This window comes from Massilia sp. Masssp94, from assembly GCF_059491305.1.
Genome location: NZ_CP168501.1, coordinates 2,698,016 through 2,715,809, shown reverse-complemented (window position 1 = coordinate 2,715,809; position 17,794 = coordinate 2,698,016). Strand labels below are relative to the sequence as shown.

14 protein-coding genes are annotated in these 17,794 nt (G+C 65.2%); 2 read left to right on the top strand and 12 right to left on the bottom strand.

Annotated features, from left to right (window positions below; genetic code table 11):
• Window positions 1-105 precede the first annotated feature (105 nt).
• From ACEN9G_RS12050 to ACEN9G_RS11995, 12 genes are read right to left on the bottom strand one after another with little or no spacing between them, the layout of a single operon-like run.
• The gene (locus tag ACEN9G_RS12050; RefSeq protein WP_413339316.1) at window positions 106-1,446 is read right to left on the bottom strand and encodes a putative O-glycosylation ligase, exosortase A system-associated; all 1,341 of its coding nucleotides are present in this window, start codon (window positions 1,444-1,446) and stop codon (window positions 106-108) included.
• A gap of 43 nt (window positions 1,447-1,489) precedes the next feature.
• Window positions 1,490-3,397, bottom strand: a complete 1,908-nt coding sequence (locus tag ACEN9G_RS12045; protein ID WP_413339314.1) for an XrtA/PEP-CTERM system amidotransferase — start codon at window positions 3,395-3,397, stop codon at window positions 1,490-1,492.
• Between the two features lie 42 nt (window positions 3,398-3,439).
• Entirely contained in the window at window positions 3,440-4,606 is a 1,167-nt protein-coding gene (locus ACEN9G_RS12040; protein ID WP_413339312.1) for a TIGR03088 family PEP-CTERM/XrtA system glycosyltransferase, read from the bottom strand.
• 13 nt (window positions 4,607-4,619) lie between these two features.
• A complete protein-coding gene (locus ACEN9G_RS12035; protein ID WP_413339310.1) occupies window positions 4,620-5,837 on the bottom strand; it encodes a TIGR04063 family PEP-CTERM/XrtA system glycosyltransferase in 1,218 nt (405 codons plus the stop codon).
• A gap of 31 nt (window positions 5,838-5,868) precedes the next feature.
• Window positions 5,869-7,431, bottom strand: coding sequence for an exosortase A (xrtA, locus tag ACEN9G_RS12030; RefSeq protein WP_483126670.1), 1,563 nt, complete (start codon window positions 7,429-7,431; stop codon window positions 5,869-5,871).
• Window positions 7,422-8,624 carry a TIGR03087 family PEP-CTERM/XrtA system glycosyltransferase gene (locus ACEN9G_RS12025; RefSeq protein ID WP_413337309.1) on the bottom strand — a complete coding sequence of 401 codons (1,203 nt, stop codon included), beginning with the start codon at window positions 8,622-8,624 and terminating at the stop codon, window positions 7,422-7,424. The genes xrtA and ACEN9G_RS12025 overlap by 10 nt, the downstream gene beginning before the upstream one ends.
• Before the next feature lie 3 nt (window positions 8,625-8,627).
• Entirely contained in the window at window positions 8,628-9,725 is a 1,098-nt protein-coding gene (locus ACEN9G_RS12020; RefSeq protein ID WP_413337310.1) for a FemAB family XrtA/PEP-CTERM system-associated protein, read from the bottom strand.
• Entirely contained in the window at window positions 9,722-10,606 is an 885-nt protein-coding gene (locus ACEN9G_RS12015; protein ID WP_413337311.1) for an XrtA system polysaccharide deacetylase, read from the bottom strand. Before ACEN9G_RS12015 ends, ACEN9G_RS12020 begins: the two co-directional genes overlap by 4 nt.
• Window positions 10,603-11,673, bottom strand: coding sequence for an XrtA/PEP-CTERM system-associated ATPase (locus ACEN9G_RS12010; protein ID WP_413337312.1), 1,071 nt, complete (start codon window positions 11,671-11,673; stop codon window positions 10,603-10,605). The genes ACEN9G_RS12015 and ACEN9G_RS12010 overlap by 4 nt, the downstream gene beginning before the upstream one ends.
• Before the next feature lie 17 nt (window positions 11,674-11,690).
• Window positions 11,691-13,274 carry a TIGR03016 family PEP-CTERM system-associated outer membrane protein gene (locus tag ACEN9G_RS12005; protein WP_413337313.1) on the bottom strand — a complete coding sequence of 528 codons (1,584 nt, stop codon included), beginning with the start codon at window positions 13,272-13,274 and terminating at the stop codon, window positions 11,691-11,693.
• The gene (locus ACEN9G_RS12000; protein WP_413337314.1) at window positions 13,255-14,196 is read right to left on the bottom strand and encodes an XrtA-associated tyrosine autokinase; all 942 of its coding nucleotides are present in this window, start codon (window positions 14,194-14,196) and stop codon (window positions 13,255-13,257) included. Before ACEN9G_RS12000 ends, ACEN9G_RS12005 begins: the two co-directional genes overlap by 20 nt.
• 16 nt (window positions 14,197-14,212) lie before the next feature.
• The gene (locus ACEN9G_RS11995; RefSeq protein WP_413337315.1) at window positions 14,213-15,757 is read right to left on the bottom strand and encodes an XrtA system polysaccharide chain length determinant; all 1,545 of its coding nucleotides are present in this window, start codon (window positions 15,755-15,757) and stop codon (window positions 14,213-14,215) included.
• 409 nt (window positions 15,758-16,166) lie between these two features.
• Here ACEN9G_RS11995 and ACEN9G_RS11990 point away from each other — a divergent pair, with 409 nt between their 5' ends.
• Window positions 16,167-16,925 carry a S1C family serine protease gene (locus tag ACEN9G_RS11990; RefSeq protein WP_413337316.1) on the top strand — a complete coding sequence of 253 codons (759 nt, stop codon included), beginning with the start codon at window positions 16,167-16,169 and terminating at the stop codon, window positions 16,923-16,925.
• Window positions 16,926-17,057: 132 nt separating this feature from the next.
• A complete protein-coding gene (locus ACEN9G_RS11985) occupies window positions 17,058-17,687 on the top strand; it encodes an XrtA/PEP-CTERM system exopolysaccharide export protein (protein ID WP_056134225.1) in 630 nt (209 codons plus the stop codon).
• Window positions 17,688-17,794 lie beyond the last annotated feature (107 nt).

Here is a 17,794-nt window from a genome sequence, read left to right as displayed (position 1 = left end):
CGGGGTCAGGGCGGAGATGGAAACTTGCACAGGATCGGAAGCATGCCCGATGGGCAGCCGAATATTGTCTTAAGTATCAGATGAAAGCATTTTTCGTGATACAAGTCAACGTCGAGGCAGACGCGTCGTTGCCGTGGCGTCAACCTGGCCCGGAAGGCGCCGCTTTGGCTTGCGGTTCAGGAACGGCAAGCGCAACGGCGGTGTGTTGTCGGGCTGGGGGGCGATGAACAGGACTTTCTCGATACTGACCAGGACGGCGAGGATATAGTAGGGCAGCTCGTAAAACGCCATCGCCAGGAATGCACCTGCCGTCAGGTAGCCGATTATGCTGACCTGGCACATCTTGGCCGTCGTTGCTGCCCAGGCGTATTCCGGATTCGTGCCGCACTTGCGTACGACGCGCGAGCCGGTGCGCCAGCTCAAGAAGAACAGGAGCAGGAAGAAGAAGAGCCCGATATACCCATGTTCGCCCAGTACCTGGAAATAAATACTGTGCGCAACGATGACGAAATTCGGGTTCGGCGCGAATAGTTGATACATCGGCGCCGTGAAGCACATGAAACCGCCGCCGAGCGGGAGGTGGTTGGCGACGTTGATCGCGAACTGCCAGGCATTGATCCGCCCCATGGCCGACCCGTCTTCCTGATAGTTGTCGATCGTGTGCATGCGTCCCGTCCATTCGGCCGGCATTGCCGTCAGCAGTATCGGGACCAGCAACAGCAGAATCGCACCGGTCTTGGCCTTAGAATTGGATTTCAACCAGAGGAAAAACGTCATTGCCAGCCCGCCCAGCAACGCACCGCGCGAGTACGAACCCAGCGCGGAGATCGCGGTCAGCATGGCCAGGCCGAGGGCTATGCGCTTGGTCCACTTGGTTGGGGCAATGTTGGAGAGTGCCACCAGCAGGGGAACAGTCGTGACCATGGCCAGCGCCAGGGTATTGTTGTCGCCGATGTACGTGCTTTGTGGGCCGAGGACGCCGTTGTGGCCGCCGCTCAGGATGGTCCATACGCCGCCCTTGAACCCCCAGAAGCCGAGCGACACCCCGATGGTGAGCAGCAACGCCTTGACGTCGTTGACGGTCCGTATCGTCATGATCGTCAGGAGCGTCATCAGCATCGTCTTGATAACGCGATTCCATTCGGTCCACGCCCCTTCCGGATTCTGTGCGAAGAATGTGGTCAGGGTAATCCACGCGGTAAAGATGATGAGCTGGATGACCGGCGGCGTGAACGGCAACTTTTTTTGCTCTTTCGATGCCAACAGGCTCAGGATCGTAACGGTCGCCAGGATCATCGCGAACGGAAAGAAATAGGCGAAGCCGAAGGAAAGCCGCTGCGGGCTCATCAGGCTGAAGACGGCATACACCAGGGCACCGACGACCGGGCGCTTGAAGGCGTACGGCAGGGTGGCAAGCATCATCAACAACAGTATGACATCACGCATGGCGGGGCAGTTTTATGGAGAGATGAGTTCGAACAGATGCAGATTATGACGCGACACTGACCCGCAGGAACGCGTCGAACATCATCAGCGACCACAACGCCACGCTGTGATCGGCCGTGCCGGCATGGTGCTCGGCCACCAGCTTTTCCAGGTAGCGCCGGTTGAAGATGCCGGTATCGACGAGGCGCGCGCCCAGCACGGCCTCGCGCACGGCGTCGCGCAGCGGGCCGCGCAGCCAGGCCGCCAGCGGGATCGAGAAGCCCTTCTTGGCGCGGTACATGATGTCGTGCGGCAGGTGCGGTTCCAGCGATTTTTTCAGGATGTACTTGCCCTCGCCGCCGCGCAGTTTCAGGCTCGGGGGCAGCGTCGCCGCGTATTCGCAGAATTCGTGGTCGAGCAGCGGCACGCGCACTTCCAGCGAGTGGGCCATGCTGGCGCGGTCGACCTTCGTCAGGATGTCGCCCGGCAGCCAGGTCTTGAAGTCGAGGTACTGGATCAGCGACAGCGGATCGTCGGTCGGCGCCTCCTTGGCGTGCGCGCGCATCACGTCGATCGCGCGGTAGCCTTGCAGGTCGCTTCGGAACGTATCCGAGAACAGCAGGTCGCGCTGGCGGTCCGGCAGGCGCGACACGCCGTGGAAGTAGCCCTCCACCAGGTCGCGCGCAATGGACTCGAACGTCGTCTTGGCGCGGAACACGCGCGGTGCCCAGTCGGCCTTCGGGTACAGGCTGCCCAGGGTGCCGAACAGCGGCTTCCTGATCGCTTCCGGCACCTTCGAGCGCACGCTGTGCTCGGCCATCGCGAAGCGGTAGCGGCGGTAGCCCGCGAAGTTCTCGTCGCCGCCGTCGCCCGACAGCGCCACCGTCACGTGGCGGCGCGCCAGCTGGCACACGCGGTAGGTCGGGATCGCGGAGCTGTCGGCGAACGGTTCGTCGTACAAATGCGCGAGCGTGTCGATCAGGCCGTAGTCGTCCTTGTCGACGATCTGCGCGTGGTGGTGCGTGCGGTAGCGCTGCGCCACCTGCATCGCGTACTGGGTCTCGTCGAATTCCGGATCGTCGAAGCCGATCGAGCATGTCGTCACGCCTTCGCTGACCGTGCCGTCACGCTCGCCCGCCATCATCGCGACGACGGCGCTGGAGTCCACGCCGCCGGACAGGAAGGCGCCCAGCGGCACCTCCGCTTCCATCTGGCTCTTCACCGCTTCGCGCACGCGGTCGATCAGCTCCGCCTCGACGTCCGCTTCCGGCCGCGCCGGCGCGACGTTGAACGACAGATCCCACCAGCGCTTGGACTGCACGGCACGGTCGCCGACCTTCAGCAGGATCGAATGGCCGGGACTGAGTTTATAGGCGTTGTGGAAGATGGTGTTCGGCTCCGGCACGTAGCCGTAGGCGAAGTAATCCTCGACGGCGCGCGGGTTCAGCTTGCGCGACAGTTCGGGGAAGGTCATGATCGACTTCAGTTCCGAGCCGAACACGAACAGGCCGCTGGGCAGCAGCGAATAGAACATCGGCTTCACGCCCACGTGGTCGCGCGCGAGGAACAGCGTCTGCTTCCTGCGGTCCCATACGCCGAACGCGAACATGCCGCGCAGCCGGCGCACGCAGTCCTCGCCCCACGCGATCCACGCGTTCATGACGACTTCCGTGTCCGACTTCGTGCGGAACACGTGGCCCAGCGCGACCAGTTCGTCGCGGAGCAGCCGGTAGTTGTAGATCTCGCCGTTGAACACGAGGGCCACGTCGCGTGCGGCGTTCAGGAACGGCTGCTGGCCCGTGGCCACGTCGATCACGGACAGGCGGCGGTGGCCCATGCCCAGGGCTTTTTCCAGATACAGCTCGCCTTCGTCGGGACCGCGATGGTGCTGGCTTTCGTTCATGCGCCGCAGCGCTTCGCGGTCGATCTCCCGGTTGCCCTGGGTGTCAAAGATTCCGACTATTCCGCACATGGTGTTGGCTTTCTTGCTTGTAGAGGGTGAAACGGTAACGCGTCAGTGTGCCTTGTTTCGGCAAAGTCCGTCGTACAGCGCGCCGTACGCGGCCACCATGGCGCGCAGGCTGAAACGGTCTTCCACGCGCGCGCGGGCAGCAACGCCGTGGGTGGTACGCAGGCCGGCATCCTGGGCGTAGCGCGCCAGCGCGGCCGCCAACGCGTCGACGTCGCCGACCGGCACCAGCAGGCCCTGCACCCCTTCGTCGACGACTTCCGGGATGCCGCCGACGCGCGAGGCCACGACGGGCAGGCCGCATGCCATCGCTTCCAGCATCGAGACGGGCGTGCCTTCCGCCAGCGAGGGCAGGGCGAAGATCGAGAACGTGTGCAGCACCGCGGCGATGTCGGCGCGTGCGCCGGGCAGCCACACGGCGCCCTCGAGACCGAGCTGCGCGACCTGTTCGCGCACGGCCGGCAGCAGCGGGCCGTCGCCGACGATCGCCAGCGTCAGGCGCGGCGCGAGCTGAGGCAGCTGCGCGCGCAGCCGCGCGAACGCGTCGACGAGGGCGCGGTGGTTCTTGACGTCCTGCACGCGCGCGACGGTGCCGATCACGATGTCGTCCGCGCTGAAGGGCGCGTCCGCCGCCGGCGTGCCGCCGGGCGCATACTTGTCCGTGTCGACGCCGTTCTTGATGAACAGCGTCTTCGCGGTGGGGATGCGCACGACGTCGCCGAGCCAGCGGTTCAGGTCTTCCGAGACGGGAATGAAGCGGTCGACGAACGGCACCAGGCGGCGGCGCAGGAAGTTGTGCTTCGGGTTCAGGCCGTGCGGGTCGCTCGCGTCGCGGCCGTGTTCCGCGTGGATGCGCACGGGGACGCCGGCCAGCGTCGCCGTGAACGCGTATTCCAGCGCGGCCAGGTTGTACGTGTGCAGCACGGTGGGGCGCAGGCGCCGCATCAGGCGCCAGAACGTCAGGTGCGTGCCGAGGCCGAGGCCCGGTGGCTTGCCGAGCGCGTGCAGTTCGACGTCGCGGCGGGCGATGCGGTCGGCGAACGACGTGTAGGTCGTCAGGCAGACGACGGCGTGGCGCCACGCCGGCATGCGGTTGATGCAGTCGACGAGCAGCGTCTCCAGGCCGCCCACGCCGAGCGAATACACGAGGTGCACGACCAGCGGCCGGGTGTCGACGCCGGCCGGGGTGAGTGCAGGAGCCGGTGCATTCATCGTCGCAGTTCCATCATGCCGCCAGCGCCTTCTTCGTCAGGCGACCGTAGATGGCGGGGTAGCGGCCCACGCTGGCTTTCCAGTTGCGTTCCGTCTCGACGTAGTGGCGGCCGGCCTGGCGCAATTGCGGCCACGTGTCCTGCGCGGCGAGCAGCGCGCCGACCTTGTCGGCCAGCGAGTCCGGATCGTCGGCGCGGAACAGCACGCCGGTCTTGCCGTCGGCGATCAGCTCGAGGTGGCCGCCGACGTCGGAGGCGGCCAGGATGCGGCCCTGCGCCATCGCTTCCAGCGGCTTGAGCGGCGTGACGAGGTCCGTCAGGCGCATCGACAGGCGCGGGTACACGAGCACGTCGAGCAGGTCGTAGTACTTGTTGACCTGGTCGTGCGGCACGCGGCCCGTGAACACGATTTTGTCGGCGATGTTCAGGTCTTTCGCCATCTGGCGCAATTGCGCATCCTGCGGGCCGCCGCCGACGAGCAGCACGCGCAGGTCCGGCATGCGTGCGACGAGGTTCGGCACGGCGCGCAGCAGCACGTCCAGGCCTTCGTAGGCGTAGAACGAGCCGATGAAGCCGATCAGGCGCGAGCCGGCGAGGCCCAGCTGTTCCTTCAGTCCGAAGTCGGGCGTGCCGCCCATCGAGAATTTTTCGATGTCGACCGCGTTCGGGATCACCGTGACCTTGTCGGCCGGGACGCCGCGCGCGACGATATCCTTGCGCAGGCCTTCGCAGATCGTGGTGACGGCGTCGGCCTGCTTCAGCGCATAGGTCTCGAGCGCGCGCGTGAGGCGATAGCGCAGGCCGTTCTCCGTGCTGGTGCCGTGGTCGACGGCGGCGTCTTCCCAGAACGCGCGCACTTCGTACACGACGGGGATGTTGAAGCGCTTGCCGGCGCGCAGCGCGGCGATCGCGTTCAGCGACGGCGAGTGCGCGTGCAGGACGTCCGGTTTCACGAGCGGGATGATCTCGGCCAGGCGCTTGGCCAGGCCGTCGATCACGTTCACCTGGTTCAGCACGGGCATCTTCGCCAGCGCGCCCTTCGATTCCGGCGTGCGGTAGAAGTGCAGGCCGTCGACGGTTTCTTCCAGCATGTCGCCGGAATTCTGCTTGGCGCCGGTGACGTGGAAGGTTTCCCAGCCGAGCGCGCGTTGTTCGCGCAGGATCGAACGGGTGCGGAAGGTATAGCCGCTGTGCAGCGGGATCGAGTGGTCGAGGACGTGCAGTACACGCATGGTCGTTTTCCGTTCTGGTTGTCGCGTTGTGTTATTGGCGGGTGCGGGTCGCGTTCAGTGCCTGGTCCAGTGCCGGGCCCTGTTCGGCCAGGAAGCGGTGCAGCGCGGCGCGCGCCCGCCCCTTGTCGTTCTCGTACGGGACGGCGAGCATCACGGCGGCGCCGTCGTCGCCGCGCAGCATCGCCTTGTTCGCGGCCTGCCACAGCTTGCCCACGGGGTCGGTGCCCGTGTAATGACCGCCGACCCATTTGAACGACCAGACCATGATTGCGCTCTGCGGCGTGCGCAGGATGCCTTCGTGCAGCGTGACCGGCGTGCCGGCGACGGTCTCGGCACGCGACGTGCCTTCGACCTCGTGCCAGGCATCCTCGTAGCCGTTCAGGCGGTTCATGGAGCTGATCAGGTTCTTGTCCGGGTTCTGGTTGCGGTAGTACAGGACGGTCAGGCTGACGGGCACGCCGCCGGCCTGGTAGGCGCGGTGGAAACGCGCATCCGGTTCCATGTAGAAGGGCTTCCAGTCCGCGAAGTCGGCCGCGGCCGGCGCCGTCACGGCGACGTCGGCCAGGCGCACGGGGGCCGGGTTGTGGTTGGCGCGCTCGCCCACCAGCGCCAGCGCGGGCCAGAACGCGCACACGAGCAGCACGCCGATCACCATCGCCGGCAGGCGGCGTGGCGTGCCGGCGGCGCGCGGCGCGGATGCGGACGTGGCCGCAGTCGCGGAGGCGGAAGCCGGCGTGGCGACGGTGTCTTCGCGCCAGAAGCTGCCGATCCAGAACATGACGAACATGACGAGACCGAAGAACAGCCAGCCGTAGATGATGTGGTCGACGCCCGTCGCCAGCTCCATGCCCGACAGGTGGCCGATCATCACGATCATGTAGGCGCGCAGGCCGTTGGCGATGACGGGGACGATGACCGACAGGCCGATGAACAACGCGCGCCGGAGCGCGGACCGGTAGGTGAGGTAGGCGTACAGGCAACCCAGCGTGATCGAAGAAATCAGGTAGCGCACGCCGCTGCAGGCTTCCACCACGGACCAGCTGCCGGTCGGCAGTTCGAAGCGGGTGCCGCTGCGCAGCACGGGGATGCCGGTGGCGCGCACCGCCCACACCGTGAAGTCGGCCGTGAACTGGATCAGCGGTCCCACGAAGATTTCGCCGAACGGCACCGCGAACAGCAGGAACAGCAGGGGGAAGGCGAGCGAGCCGGCCAGGCGCGGGCCGAACAGGGCCAGCGCGGCGACGGGGAACATCGCGACGAACGAGTATTGCGACACGACCTGCACCTCGCCCAGCTGGGCCGCGAGCCAGCCGGCGCCGAGGACGCCCAGCAGGAGCAGCGCGGGCGGCCAGGGCTGCGGCGGGTACAGGCTGAAATTCTCGCGCCGGCGCCAGATGAGCCACAGGCTGATCGGCAGGATCACGTAGCCGTGGGCGAAGGTTTCGGAACTGTTCCACACCGAGACGATCGAGCGCACGGTGCCCAGGTACAGCAGGAACGGCGCGAGCAGGGCCAGCGCGATCAGCGCCGTGCCCTGGCGCGAGATGGGAGCGGAAGTGGCGTTGATCACGCCGGGCGGCGGTTTCAGGAACATTCGAGACTCTCTCCAATACAGGCCAGGTTGCTGGACCAGCTGTAGCGGCGCTGGACCTTGGCGCGGGCGGCGGCGCCGATCGCGGCGGCCGCGCTGTCCTGGCCGGCCAGCAGCATGCTCACGGCGTCGACGAAGGCGCCGGCATCCTCGGCCAGTACCAGTTCGCTGCCCGGCACGGCGTCGATGCCTTCCAGCGCCTGCGGCGACACGACGACCGGCGTCGCCATCGCCATCGCTTCCAGCACCTTGTTCTGGATGCCGCGCGCGATGCGCAGGGGGGCCACCGACACGGCGGCATGCGCGATATACGGCCGCACGTCCGGCACGGTGCCCGTCACGACGACGCCCGGCAGCCTGGCCAGTTCCTGCACGGCCGGCGCCGGGCGCGAGCCGACGATGTAGAACTTCACGTCGCCGAAGCGTTCGCGCAGTCGCGGGAAGACGTCGGCCGCGAACCACTGCACGGCATCCACGTTCGGCCAGTAATCCATCGCACCCGTGAACACGAGGGCGCGCTCGTCCGGCGGGTACGGATTTGCATGCGGCTGCTCGGGCGAGAAGTAGTCGGTGTCGACGCCGTTGCTGAAGTGGCCGATCTTGGCGGTGCTTTCCGGCGCCAGCTGGCGGAACAGGTCCGCCTCCGGCGCCGAGACGAACAGCGACGCGTCGTAGTCGCGCGCCACGCGGCGTTCGTACGCCAGCAGCTGGCGCGCCTCGTAGCGGTACAGCCAGTTCATCGGCCACGATTTCTGTTCGGCGTACTGTCTCCACTTGTCCGAGTCGACGTCGCAGAAGTCGACGACGCGGCGCGCCGAGCGGTACGGGTCGGCGTACTGCGCCATCGCCGACGAGAACACGAGCACGCGCTCGATCTTGTGTTTCGCCACGGTGGCGTCGACCCAGCGCGCGAGCGAGGCGTCGCGGTAGTACTCGAGCGACAGCGAGCGGTTCTTCAGCAGCGCCTGCAGGCTGCGCACGCGCGCCAGCAGGGGCTTCATGCCGGCGAAATGGCTGCTGGCGCACAGCGCCTCGACATGCGGCACGTACTGCCAGTCGTCGGGGTCGTCCACGAACGTGGCCAGGTGCACGTGGTAGTGCCGGGCCAGGTGCTTGAGCAGGTGGTACGAGCGGATCTTGTCGCCCTTGTTGGGCGGATACGGGATCCGGTGGATCAGCAGCAGCAGGTCTTCCATCGCTTACCCCAGGTTACGGACGATGTAGGGGCCCATGAAGTTCGCCACTGGCAGCGGCAGCTTCTTCCACATCTTGATGAACAGCTGGTATTTCGGGTTCAGCGGATTGTTGTCCGGCAGCGCGGTCGCGCCGTACAGCTTGTACTCGTACGGCAGGTGCTGCGCCGTGAAGCCCCAGTTCTTTTTAAAATCGTAGGCGCCGGTGCCCAGCTTGCTGCGGCCGAAGTCGAACAGCCGGCAGCCGCGCGCGCTTGCTGCCTGCATCAGGTTCCAGTACATGAAGTCGTTGCCGGCCACTTCGCGCGCGAGGTCCATGCCGCCGCCGTAATAGGGCACGACTTCGTCGCGCCAGTAGAACGACAGCACGGCGGCCACGAGGCGGTTGTCGTCCGTGACGATGGTGCGCACTTCGCACTCGTCGCCGAAGACTTCCTGCAGCATGGCGAAGTATTTTTTCGGGAACACCGGCGTGCCCAGGCGGTGCACGCTGTGGGCATAGGCTTCGAACATGCGGTCGACGTTGCTGTCGACCTCACCGCGCAGGCCCAGCTTGATGCCCTTGCGGACCATCGCGCGCTGCTTGCGCGGGATGGCGTTCAGGTTGGCCTCGTCGTCGCCCGTGATCTCCTTGCGGAACGTGACGTACAACTCCTTCGTGTGCCAGCTGGCGTCGTCCGGGTGGAAGCGCTGCATGCCGCGGTATTCCAGGTGGCCGACGCCGAGCTTCTGCGCGAGTTCGTGCGCGGCCTGGTCGAGCATGGCGCGCGCCGCATCGTTCGTCGCGGCCGGGCCGCCGTACACGCAGAACGGCATCGCGCCCAGCGAATGGCCGAACAGGCGGCTCCTGATTTCCGCGAGGGGGAGGACGCCGAGGATCTGGCCGTCCTGCTGCACGTAATAAAACCAGGTCTTGATGCCGAACGAGCCTTCGATGACCTTCTGCCAGCCGGACAGGTGGAAGAAGGTGGCGTCCGGGCAGGCGCGCACGAAGGCGTCCCAGCGGCCGTATTCGTGCGGCTGCAGCACGTGCAGGGTCATGGGCGAGGAGGCCATGACGGGAGCGGCCCGTTTGGCCTGTGCGGCTTCGATGATGGAGTTCATGGGCGGTTCAGGAAGATGTTGTCCATGCGGTCCCACGCGAAGTCGCGCGCGAGGGATTCGATACGGCGTTCCATCCGGTCGATGTTGATGTAGTGGCGGAAGCGGGCCTTGGCGCCGAGGCCTTCGGGACGCGGCTGGCCGGGGTCGACTTCCCACGGGTGGAAGTAGAACAGGGCGGGCTGGCCATCCTCGCGGTTGACCTTGGCCATCATCCAGCGCGACAGCGCGTACGGCAGCAGGCGGAAGTAGCCGCCGCCGCCGGCCGGCAGGTTACGGCCCATCATCTGCACGGTCGTGATCGGGATTTCCAGCAGGCCGTCGGTGCCGTTCGGGTAGAACGCGAAGCGCGGCGCTTCCGGCATGCCGTAATGGTCGTGCACGACCGGGTAGATGCTGGAGCTGTAGCGGTAGCCGGCGTCGAGCAGCTCGTCGAGCGCCCACAGATTGTCGCGGCCGATCGAGAAGCTGGGCGCGCGGTAGCCCAGCACGGCCTGGCCGCCGATGTCTTCCAGCAGCGCTTTCGCGGAGCGGATGTCGTTGGCGAATTCCGCGCGGGTCTGGTCCGACGCGCGCAGGTGGCCGTAGCCGTGGCTGGCCAGTTCGTGGCCGGCGGCGACGATGCGTTTCACCACCTGCGGATAGCGCTCGGCGATCCAGCCCAGCGTGAAGAAGGTGGCGCGCACGCCGTGGCGTTCGAACAGTCCGAGGATGCGATCCATGTTGGCTTCGACGCGGCATTCGCGCGTCGGCCAGCTGGCGCGATCGATGTAGGGGGCGAACGCGGAGACCTGGAAGTAATCCTCGACGTCGCAGGTCATCGCATTGCGGATGCGTTGTCCCGGGGCCGGCACGGGCCGCGGGGCGAGTTCGACCATGTTCATTCTTGATTATCCATAGGGTGGGTTACTGCCCCGTGGGGCGTGGCGACGATCTTCTTCAGGATCGACAGCACGGAAACGATCGATTTCTCCAGGCGCATCATGCGTTCGTCGAGCACTTCGACGCTGCTGGCGCGGCGCTCGCCGATGCGCTGGTCGATGGTGCGCAGGCCGGTCTTGTAGTCCGCGTCGCCATCGTCTTCGGGCAGGTGGCCCGGCAGCGTGTCCGGCGCCGGCGTGCCGACGGGGTCGGGCACCTGGAATTCTTCGCTGATGTCCTTGACGACGGTATTGATGTCCGGCTCGCCGAACGCGTGCATCTCTTCCAGGAAGCCCATCAGCAGCACGCGGTCCATCAGCGTGTTGACCTTGCGCGGGATGCCGCCGCTGTAGGCATAGATCGCGTCGTGCGCGCCGTCGTCGAACGCCGGGTCGCCCTTCCAGCCGACGGTGGTCAGGCGGTGCTCGACGTAGGCGCGGGTTTCCTGCGCATCCATCGGGCCCAGGTGGTAGCTGGCGATCACGCGCTGGCGCAGCTGCTGCATGCCGGGACTGTGCAGGGTGGCGCGGAATTCGGGCTGGCCGAGCAGGAAGGTCTGCAGCAGCGACTTGTCGTCGGTCTGGAAGTTCGACAGCATGCGCAGCTCTTCGACCGTGCGCGCGGACAGGTTCTGGGCTTCGTCGATCACGAGCAGGGCGCGCTTGCCCTGGTGGTCGACGTCGCACAGGAATTTTTCCAGGCGCGTGAGCAGGTCCGTCTTGCTGGCGCCCTCGTACGGCAGGCCGAAGGCCGAGACGACCATGCGCAGCGTGTCGTCCGGATCGAGGTGCGTGTTGACGATGTGGGCGGCGACGATCTGGTCGGAGGGTAGCCGGTTGAACAGGTTGCGCACGAGCGTGGTCTTGCCCGCGCCGACTTCACCGGTGATGACGATGAAGCCCTCGCCCTGCGACAGGCCGTACTCGAGGTAGGCCATGGCGCGCTTGTGGCCTTTGCTGCCGAAGAAGAAATGCGGGTCCGGGCGCAGCTGGAAAGGTTTGGCGGATAATCCGTAAAAAGACTCGTACATCGTATGCCTCCGCGGGCTCAATACTGGACGGTAAGCGTCGCCACGATCGCGTTCTCGTGGTAGTCGCGGTTGTCGAATACGCCGGCGCGGCCTTTCGAGTGGCGCAGGTCGAGCGATCCGGTGGTCTTGGTGTCGAAGCGGCTGCTCAGTCCCATGCTCACCTGGCGGATATCGTTGGTGACGCCGGTGCGCAGCGACTTGACGTTCACGCCGTACAGGCTCGCGTGGGCCGACGTGCGCGAGGACAGCTTGTAGTCGGCGCTCGCGCTGGCGCCTTTCTGGTCCGTGTCCTCGTTCAGGGTGCTCAACTGCGACGGCAGCAGGGTGCTGTCTTCCTGCTGCAGCGACAGGGCGTTCATGCGTTCCTTGAACACGGTGAACAGCAGCGTGCTGCGCGCCCCGCGGAGCGTGGCGCCGCCCTGCAGGCGCTTGTTGCGCATGTAGCGGTTGCTCAGGTAGGGGACTGCGCTGGGCAGCGTGGGCGGCAGGCCCGCCTGCGCGATATACGCCTGCACGATCTGCTGGCGCTGCACCGGATCGGGATAGCGGCTGACGAGCATCTGGTCCAGCATGGCGGCCGTATCGACCGCGGCCGGCAGCAGGAATTGCTGGCGCGACGTCGTGACGATGTCGGCATAGGTCACCGTCCACACGGTGTGCGGCGTGCGGTAGCTGGCGTCGAGCGAACCCGTGTTGCCGAAGTAACGGTGGCCGACCGTGGCCGCGATGCGCGTGCGGGTCGACGGTTGCCAGATGAAACCGGCGGACCAGCTGCGGCCGCGCGTCTTTTCGGAGAGCGCGCGGTATTCGTACTTGTCGTAGCCGACGCTGGAGGTCAGGCTCAGGTGCGACGTGGCGCGGTACTGCAGGCCGGCGAGGCTGTTCTCGTTGGTCGTCTTGCCTGTGCGCTGCGCGCTCATGTCCTGGTGCGAATAATGCACGTTCCAGCCGAGGTCGGGGAATGCGGGACCGCTAGTCACGTCGAACGCACCCGTGCTGGCCAGGCTGTTGCCGAAACCGCTGCCGGTGCCGCCTTCGACCGAATCGCGCTGGTAGCGGGCGTTCAGGGTGGCCGTCGTGCCGAACTGGTGGCGCACGTAAGGGCTGATGCTCCAGGTGCGGATGTCCGTGCCGTTGTTGGCCGTGTACGAATTGTTCGGCAGCGGGCCGAACGCCGACACGGCCTGGCGCGAGCCGCTCGCGCTGGTGTCCACGTACAGCCAGTCCTTGACGGCGATGGCATTGGCCGTGGCCTGGTAGCGGCGGTCGCTGTTGCGCGTGTTGCCGATGTCGTCGTTGCTATAGGCGAACTTGCGCCATTCCGCGCTCGCCGCGACCTTCAGGCGCGGACCGGTGCCGGTGATGCTCAGGCTGGGCGCCGCTTCGCTGATGAAGCTGCCGTGGGCCTGATCGTCCGCCTGGTTGCTCGCGTTGTCGGAATACGTTTCGCGCAACTGGATCGTGGGGGTGACCCGCCATTGTGCCCACGCCTGGTTCGACAGCAACAGTGCCGCCACTGCAAGCGGCGTGAGCCGGAGGGTGGCGCTGCGTGGCCATTTGACCGGCCGGTGGACGGACAAATTAGCCGTAGTGATAGTCATACGTTTCTTCGATGCCGGGGAACTCCCTGGTCTTGTTATAGATGAGATTGACGTTTTGATAGCCTTCCAGCTGGTGCAGCGCTTCCTTGACCGCATGCTGGGTCGTCGTCTGGGCTTCGACCACCATGACGATCTGGCCCATGTGCGAGGCCAGCACGCGCGATTCGCTCGTCAGCAGCAGAGGCGGCGAGTCGAAGATCACGACGCGGTCCGGATAGCGGTGGGCGATCTCGTCCACCAGCGAGCTCATGGCCGAGCTGGCCAGCAACTCGGTCGCGCGCGGGGTGCTGGTGCCGGCCGGCAGGATCGACAGCGTGTCGACGTTGGTGCGCAGCATGACGTCGGCCATGTCGATCTTGTCGTCCAGCAGGATGTCCATCAGGCCGCGGTGCGCCGGCAGGCCGAGCGAGCGCAGCACCGACGGGCGTGCGACGTCGGCGTCGACCAGCAGCACCGTATGGTCGAGTTCCATTGCGATGCTCATCGCCAGGTTGATCGCGCAATAGGTCTTGCCTTCGCCCGGCAGCGAGCTCGTCACCATGATCAGGTTGCCCGGCTTCTCGCCTTCCGCGCGTTCGGCGAAGGCGCGCTGCAGCAGCGGACGCTTGATGACGCGGAAGTCTTCCAGCAGGCGCGTGCGGCCGCTGGCGGCGGTGACCATGCCCAGGTCGCGCATGCGGTTCAGGTCCAGCTCCACGCGGCGGGTCGAGAATTTTTGCGCCGGAGGCGCTTCAGCGGCGGCTGCGCTTGCCTGGGCCGCTGCGGCTTCTGCTGCCGGTGCCGCGTGCGCCGGCACAGTGGGCGCTACGACAGGCGCGTCCGCCTCGACGACGTCGACGGTGGCCGTTTCCGGCGTCTTGGCGACGGCGGGCGCGTTGCGCTGCAGGTCGATCCGGCTGGCCGCTTTTTCGATGATGCTCACGGTGTACTCCTTAATCTTAAAGCGTGGGACGGACCAGGATGGCAGCCATCCCGACGCCATAGGCGCCGAACAGCAGCAGGACCGAGCTCGCGAGAGCGACGAGACGGCGCTTGCGCTTGACGGTCTGTTCCGGCGTCCAGTTCATGCCGATCGAACCCAGCACCGGCAGGCCGGTCACGTCGCGCAGCGTGCTCTGGCTCAGGAAGGTCGGACGCAGTTGGCTCATCAGGAACGCGACGGCCAGGCCGGCGACGAGGGCGCCGACGAACACCAGCGAGAACAGGCGCAGGCGGTTCGGGCCGCTCGGGTGGTTCGGCACGGTCGGCGGATCGATCACGCGGAACTGCAGCATGTCGGTGGCGGACGACAGGTCGCCCGACAGGCGCGCCGACTCGCGGCGTTCGACCAGCTTCTGGTAGTTTTCGCGGTTGACGTTGTAGTCGCGGTTCAGCTGGGCGAACTGCGCTTCGATTTCCGGCGCCGTCGTGCTCTGGTTACGCAGGCGTGCCACGCGATTCTCGTATTCCGCGACGCGGGCGCGCATCGACGCCACGCGGGCCTCGGCCTGCGACAGCGACACGTTCAGCTGCTGCAGCATCGGGCTGTAGCTGGCGCCCGGGTCGAGGCTGCGCTTCTTGTTCTTGGCGAGATCGGCCTTCTGCGCCATCAGCTGCTCGAGCAGGCGGCGGTTGGCGATCACGTCCGGATGCTGTTCGGTGTATTGCAGGCGCAGGTTGTCCAGGTTCTTCTGGGCCAGTGCGATGCGCGATTCCAGTTCCGGATCCACGAGGGCCGGGTCGACCGTCACGGTGCCCGGCTTGGCCGGTTCGCCGTCGATCTGGCGGCGGATCGCATTGCGCGCCTGTTCCGCTTCGGCCAGTTCCAGCCGGGCCTGGCTCAGCTGGTCGGTCGCCGTTTGCAGCTGTCCGCCGAAGTCGCCGGTACCACTGCCGCCACCCGGCAGCATGCCGAGGTTCTTGAGCTTGAACTCTTTCAGCGAGTTTTCGGCCGCGGCCAGTTTTTCCTCGTACGTCTTGATCTGGTCGTCGATGAACTGGACCGCCTTTTCGGAGTCCTGTTTCTTGCCGCTGAAGCTGCCCTCGACGAAGATCGTGAGCAGGGACGACACGACGTCCTTGCCCAGTTTCGGATTGTCGGACATATACGTCAGCGTATAAATGTCGTCGCGCTCCGTGCCGGTGATCTTGATCTGCGATATCAGTTCATCGACGATCTTGTCGTGTTCCTTGCTGTCCTTGGCCTTGACGTCGAGGTCGACCATGCGCATCAAGCGCTCGACGTTCGGGCGGCTGATCAGCGTGCGGCGCATGAACGTGACCTGTTGCTCCAGGTTGGGCACGGTCGTCATATTCGAAAGCAGTGGCTTCAGAATACTTTGCGTGTCGACATACACGCGTGCCGACGCTTCGTACTGATTGGGCAGGCGCAATACCACCGCCCAGCCGATCAATGCGACAACCCAGGTGATGACGACGGCATGCCAACGGTATTTGCCAATCGCCTTGAGGAAGTTTAGAAGTACGGCTGTGATCTCTGCCATCTCGTCAGTCTCGCCATGAACGACCCGTTACCCGTGGGGAAGAGGGGCCTAAAAAATAATCAAATATCTCGCATGATCGCTTGTACCCCGAGCAATTGCAATTACACGCGAGAAAAATATGGTGAGCTCATTCGGGAGTGCCTCATCTGCAACGCAAATGCCACCGAGCAAGCTGAGGACCGTGGGGTTTTTTGCTTAATATCCGTGAATTATTAGCATGGATTTAATAAAAAATCGTTAAACCGTTGTACGCCTTCAACGCTGACAGCGGACGGTGAGCGATCGCATCGCGTAGACTTACGTTTCAGCAATTTTTCAAATTCTAACGCTTTATTGTAATGTCTAAATTGCAAAAGGGGGTGCACGGTTGATGCCGTTTCGTAATAGATTCTGGTCACGCCGCCGCGGATTGACGGCGTTACTGGCGGCAGGCGCGCTGGCGGCAGGCGTGTTGCCTGGCCAGTCGATGGCGACCGACCTGCGGCCCATCGTGCCGGTCATCAAACGCTCGGTCGTCGGTATCGGTACGTTCGAGCGGACCCGCAGCCCGTCGACCGTCTTCAACGGTACCGGTTTCGTCGTCGGGGACGGCCTGGACGTCATTACCAATGCCCACGTCGTACCGGCCACGCCGGCCGACGGCAAAATGGTACAGCTCGGCATCGTCTTGCCGGACGGAGAAGGCGTGCGCTTCCGCCCGGCCGAACTGGTGGCGCGTGACAACGAACACGACCTGGCCCACCTGCGCCTGTCCGGCACACCGCTGCCCGCGCTCGAGCTGGGCGATTCGGATACGGTCCAGGAAGGCCAGGAACTGGCATTGACGGGTTTTCCGTTGGCCATGGCCTTGGGCCTGCATGCAGCCACGCACCGGGCGACGCTCGCGGCGATCACGCCCATCGTCCGTCCGTCGCTCGGCGCACGCAGCCTCGACCCGCGCCAGATCGCCGCACTGCAACGCGAACCCTTCAATATCTTCCAGCTCGACGGGACGGCGTATCCGGGCAACAGCGGCAGTCCCGTCTACGATCCCGCCACTGGCAAGGTGCTCGGCGTGATCAATGCCGTGTTCGTCAAAGGATTGAAGGAGACGGCGATCTCGGCGCCGAGCGGGATCACGTATGCGATTCCGGTGAACCATGTCCGGGACTTGTTGCGAAAAAAATAGGCAGAAAAGCCGCAAGCACGTCATGACCATGAACAATTTATATTGTGCGGCGTCTGTTCATTTGGCACTATGCTATACAATACCAATCTGTTAATGGCTTTATAACAATGGCTTTACCGAAAGGGATCTGACGTGGGCAAGTACAAGGCGAACCTGGGGAAATATTCGGCGATCGTGCTCGCCGCTGCATGCGTGCTGGCGCTGGGCGGTTGCGCAACGCGTGGTGGCCAACAGCCGATCGAGACGCAGGTGACCGATTCCCAATATCTGATCGGGCCGGGCGATGCCGTCAACATCATCGTCTGGCGCAACCCGGAAGTGTCGATGTCGGTGCCGGTCCGTCCGGACGGCAAGATCACGACGCCGCTCGTCGAGGACCTGCCGGCCGCCGGCAAGACGTCGACCGCGCTCGCGCGTGACATCGAAAAAGCCCTGGCCAAGTACATCCAGCAACCGGTCGTCACCGTCGTCGTCACGAACTTCATCGGCAATTACTCCGAACAGATCCGTGTGATCGGCCAGGCGACCAAGCCGCAGGCGCTGCCATATCGCCGCGACATGAGCCTGATGGACGTGATGATCGCCGTCGGCGGCACCACCGAATTCGCGGCGGGCAATCGCGCCAGCCTGATCCGTAACGTGGACGGCAAGCAACAACGCTTCAACGTCCGCCTGGACGACCTGATCAAGGATGGCGACATCTCGGCCAACGTGCCGATGCGTCCGGGCGACGTCCTCGTCATCCCGGAAAGCTTCTTCTGATAACATCAGTCGTCGATATTTTTTACACCACTCAGTGTTCCAACATACAATAGTGGTTGCTGGGTGGTACGGCGCCAAAATAAGCACCTGATTTAATGTAAGTTTTT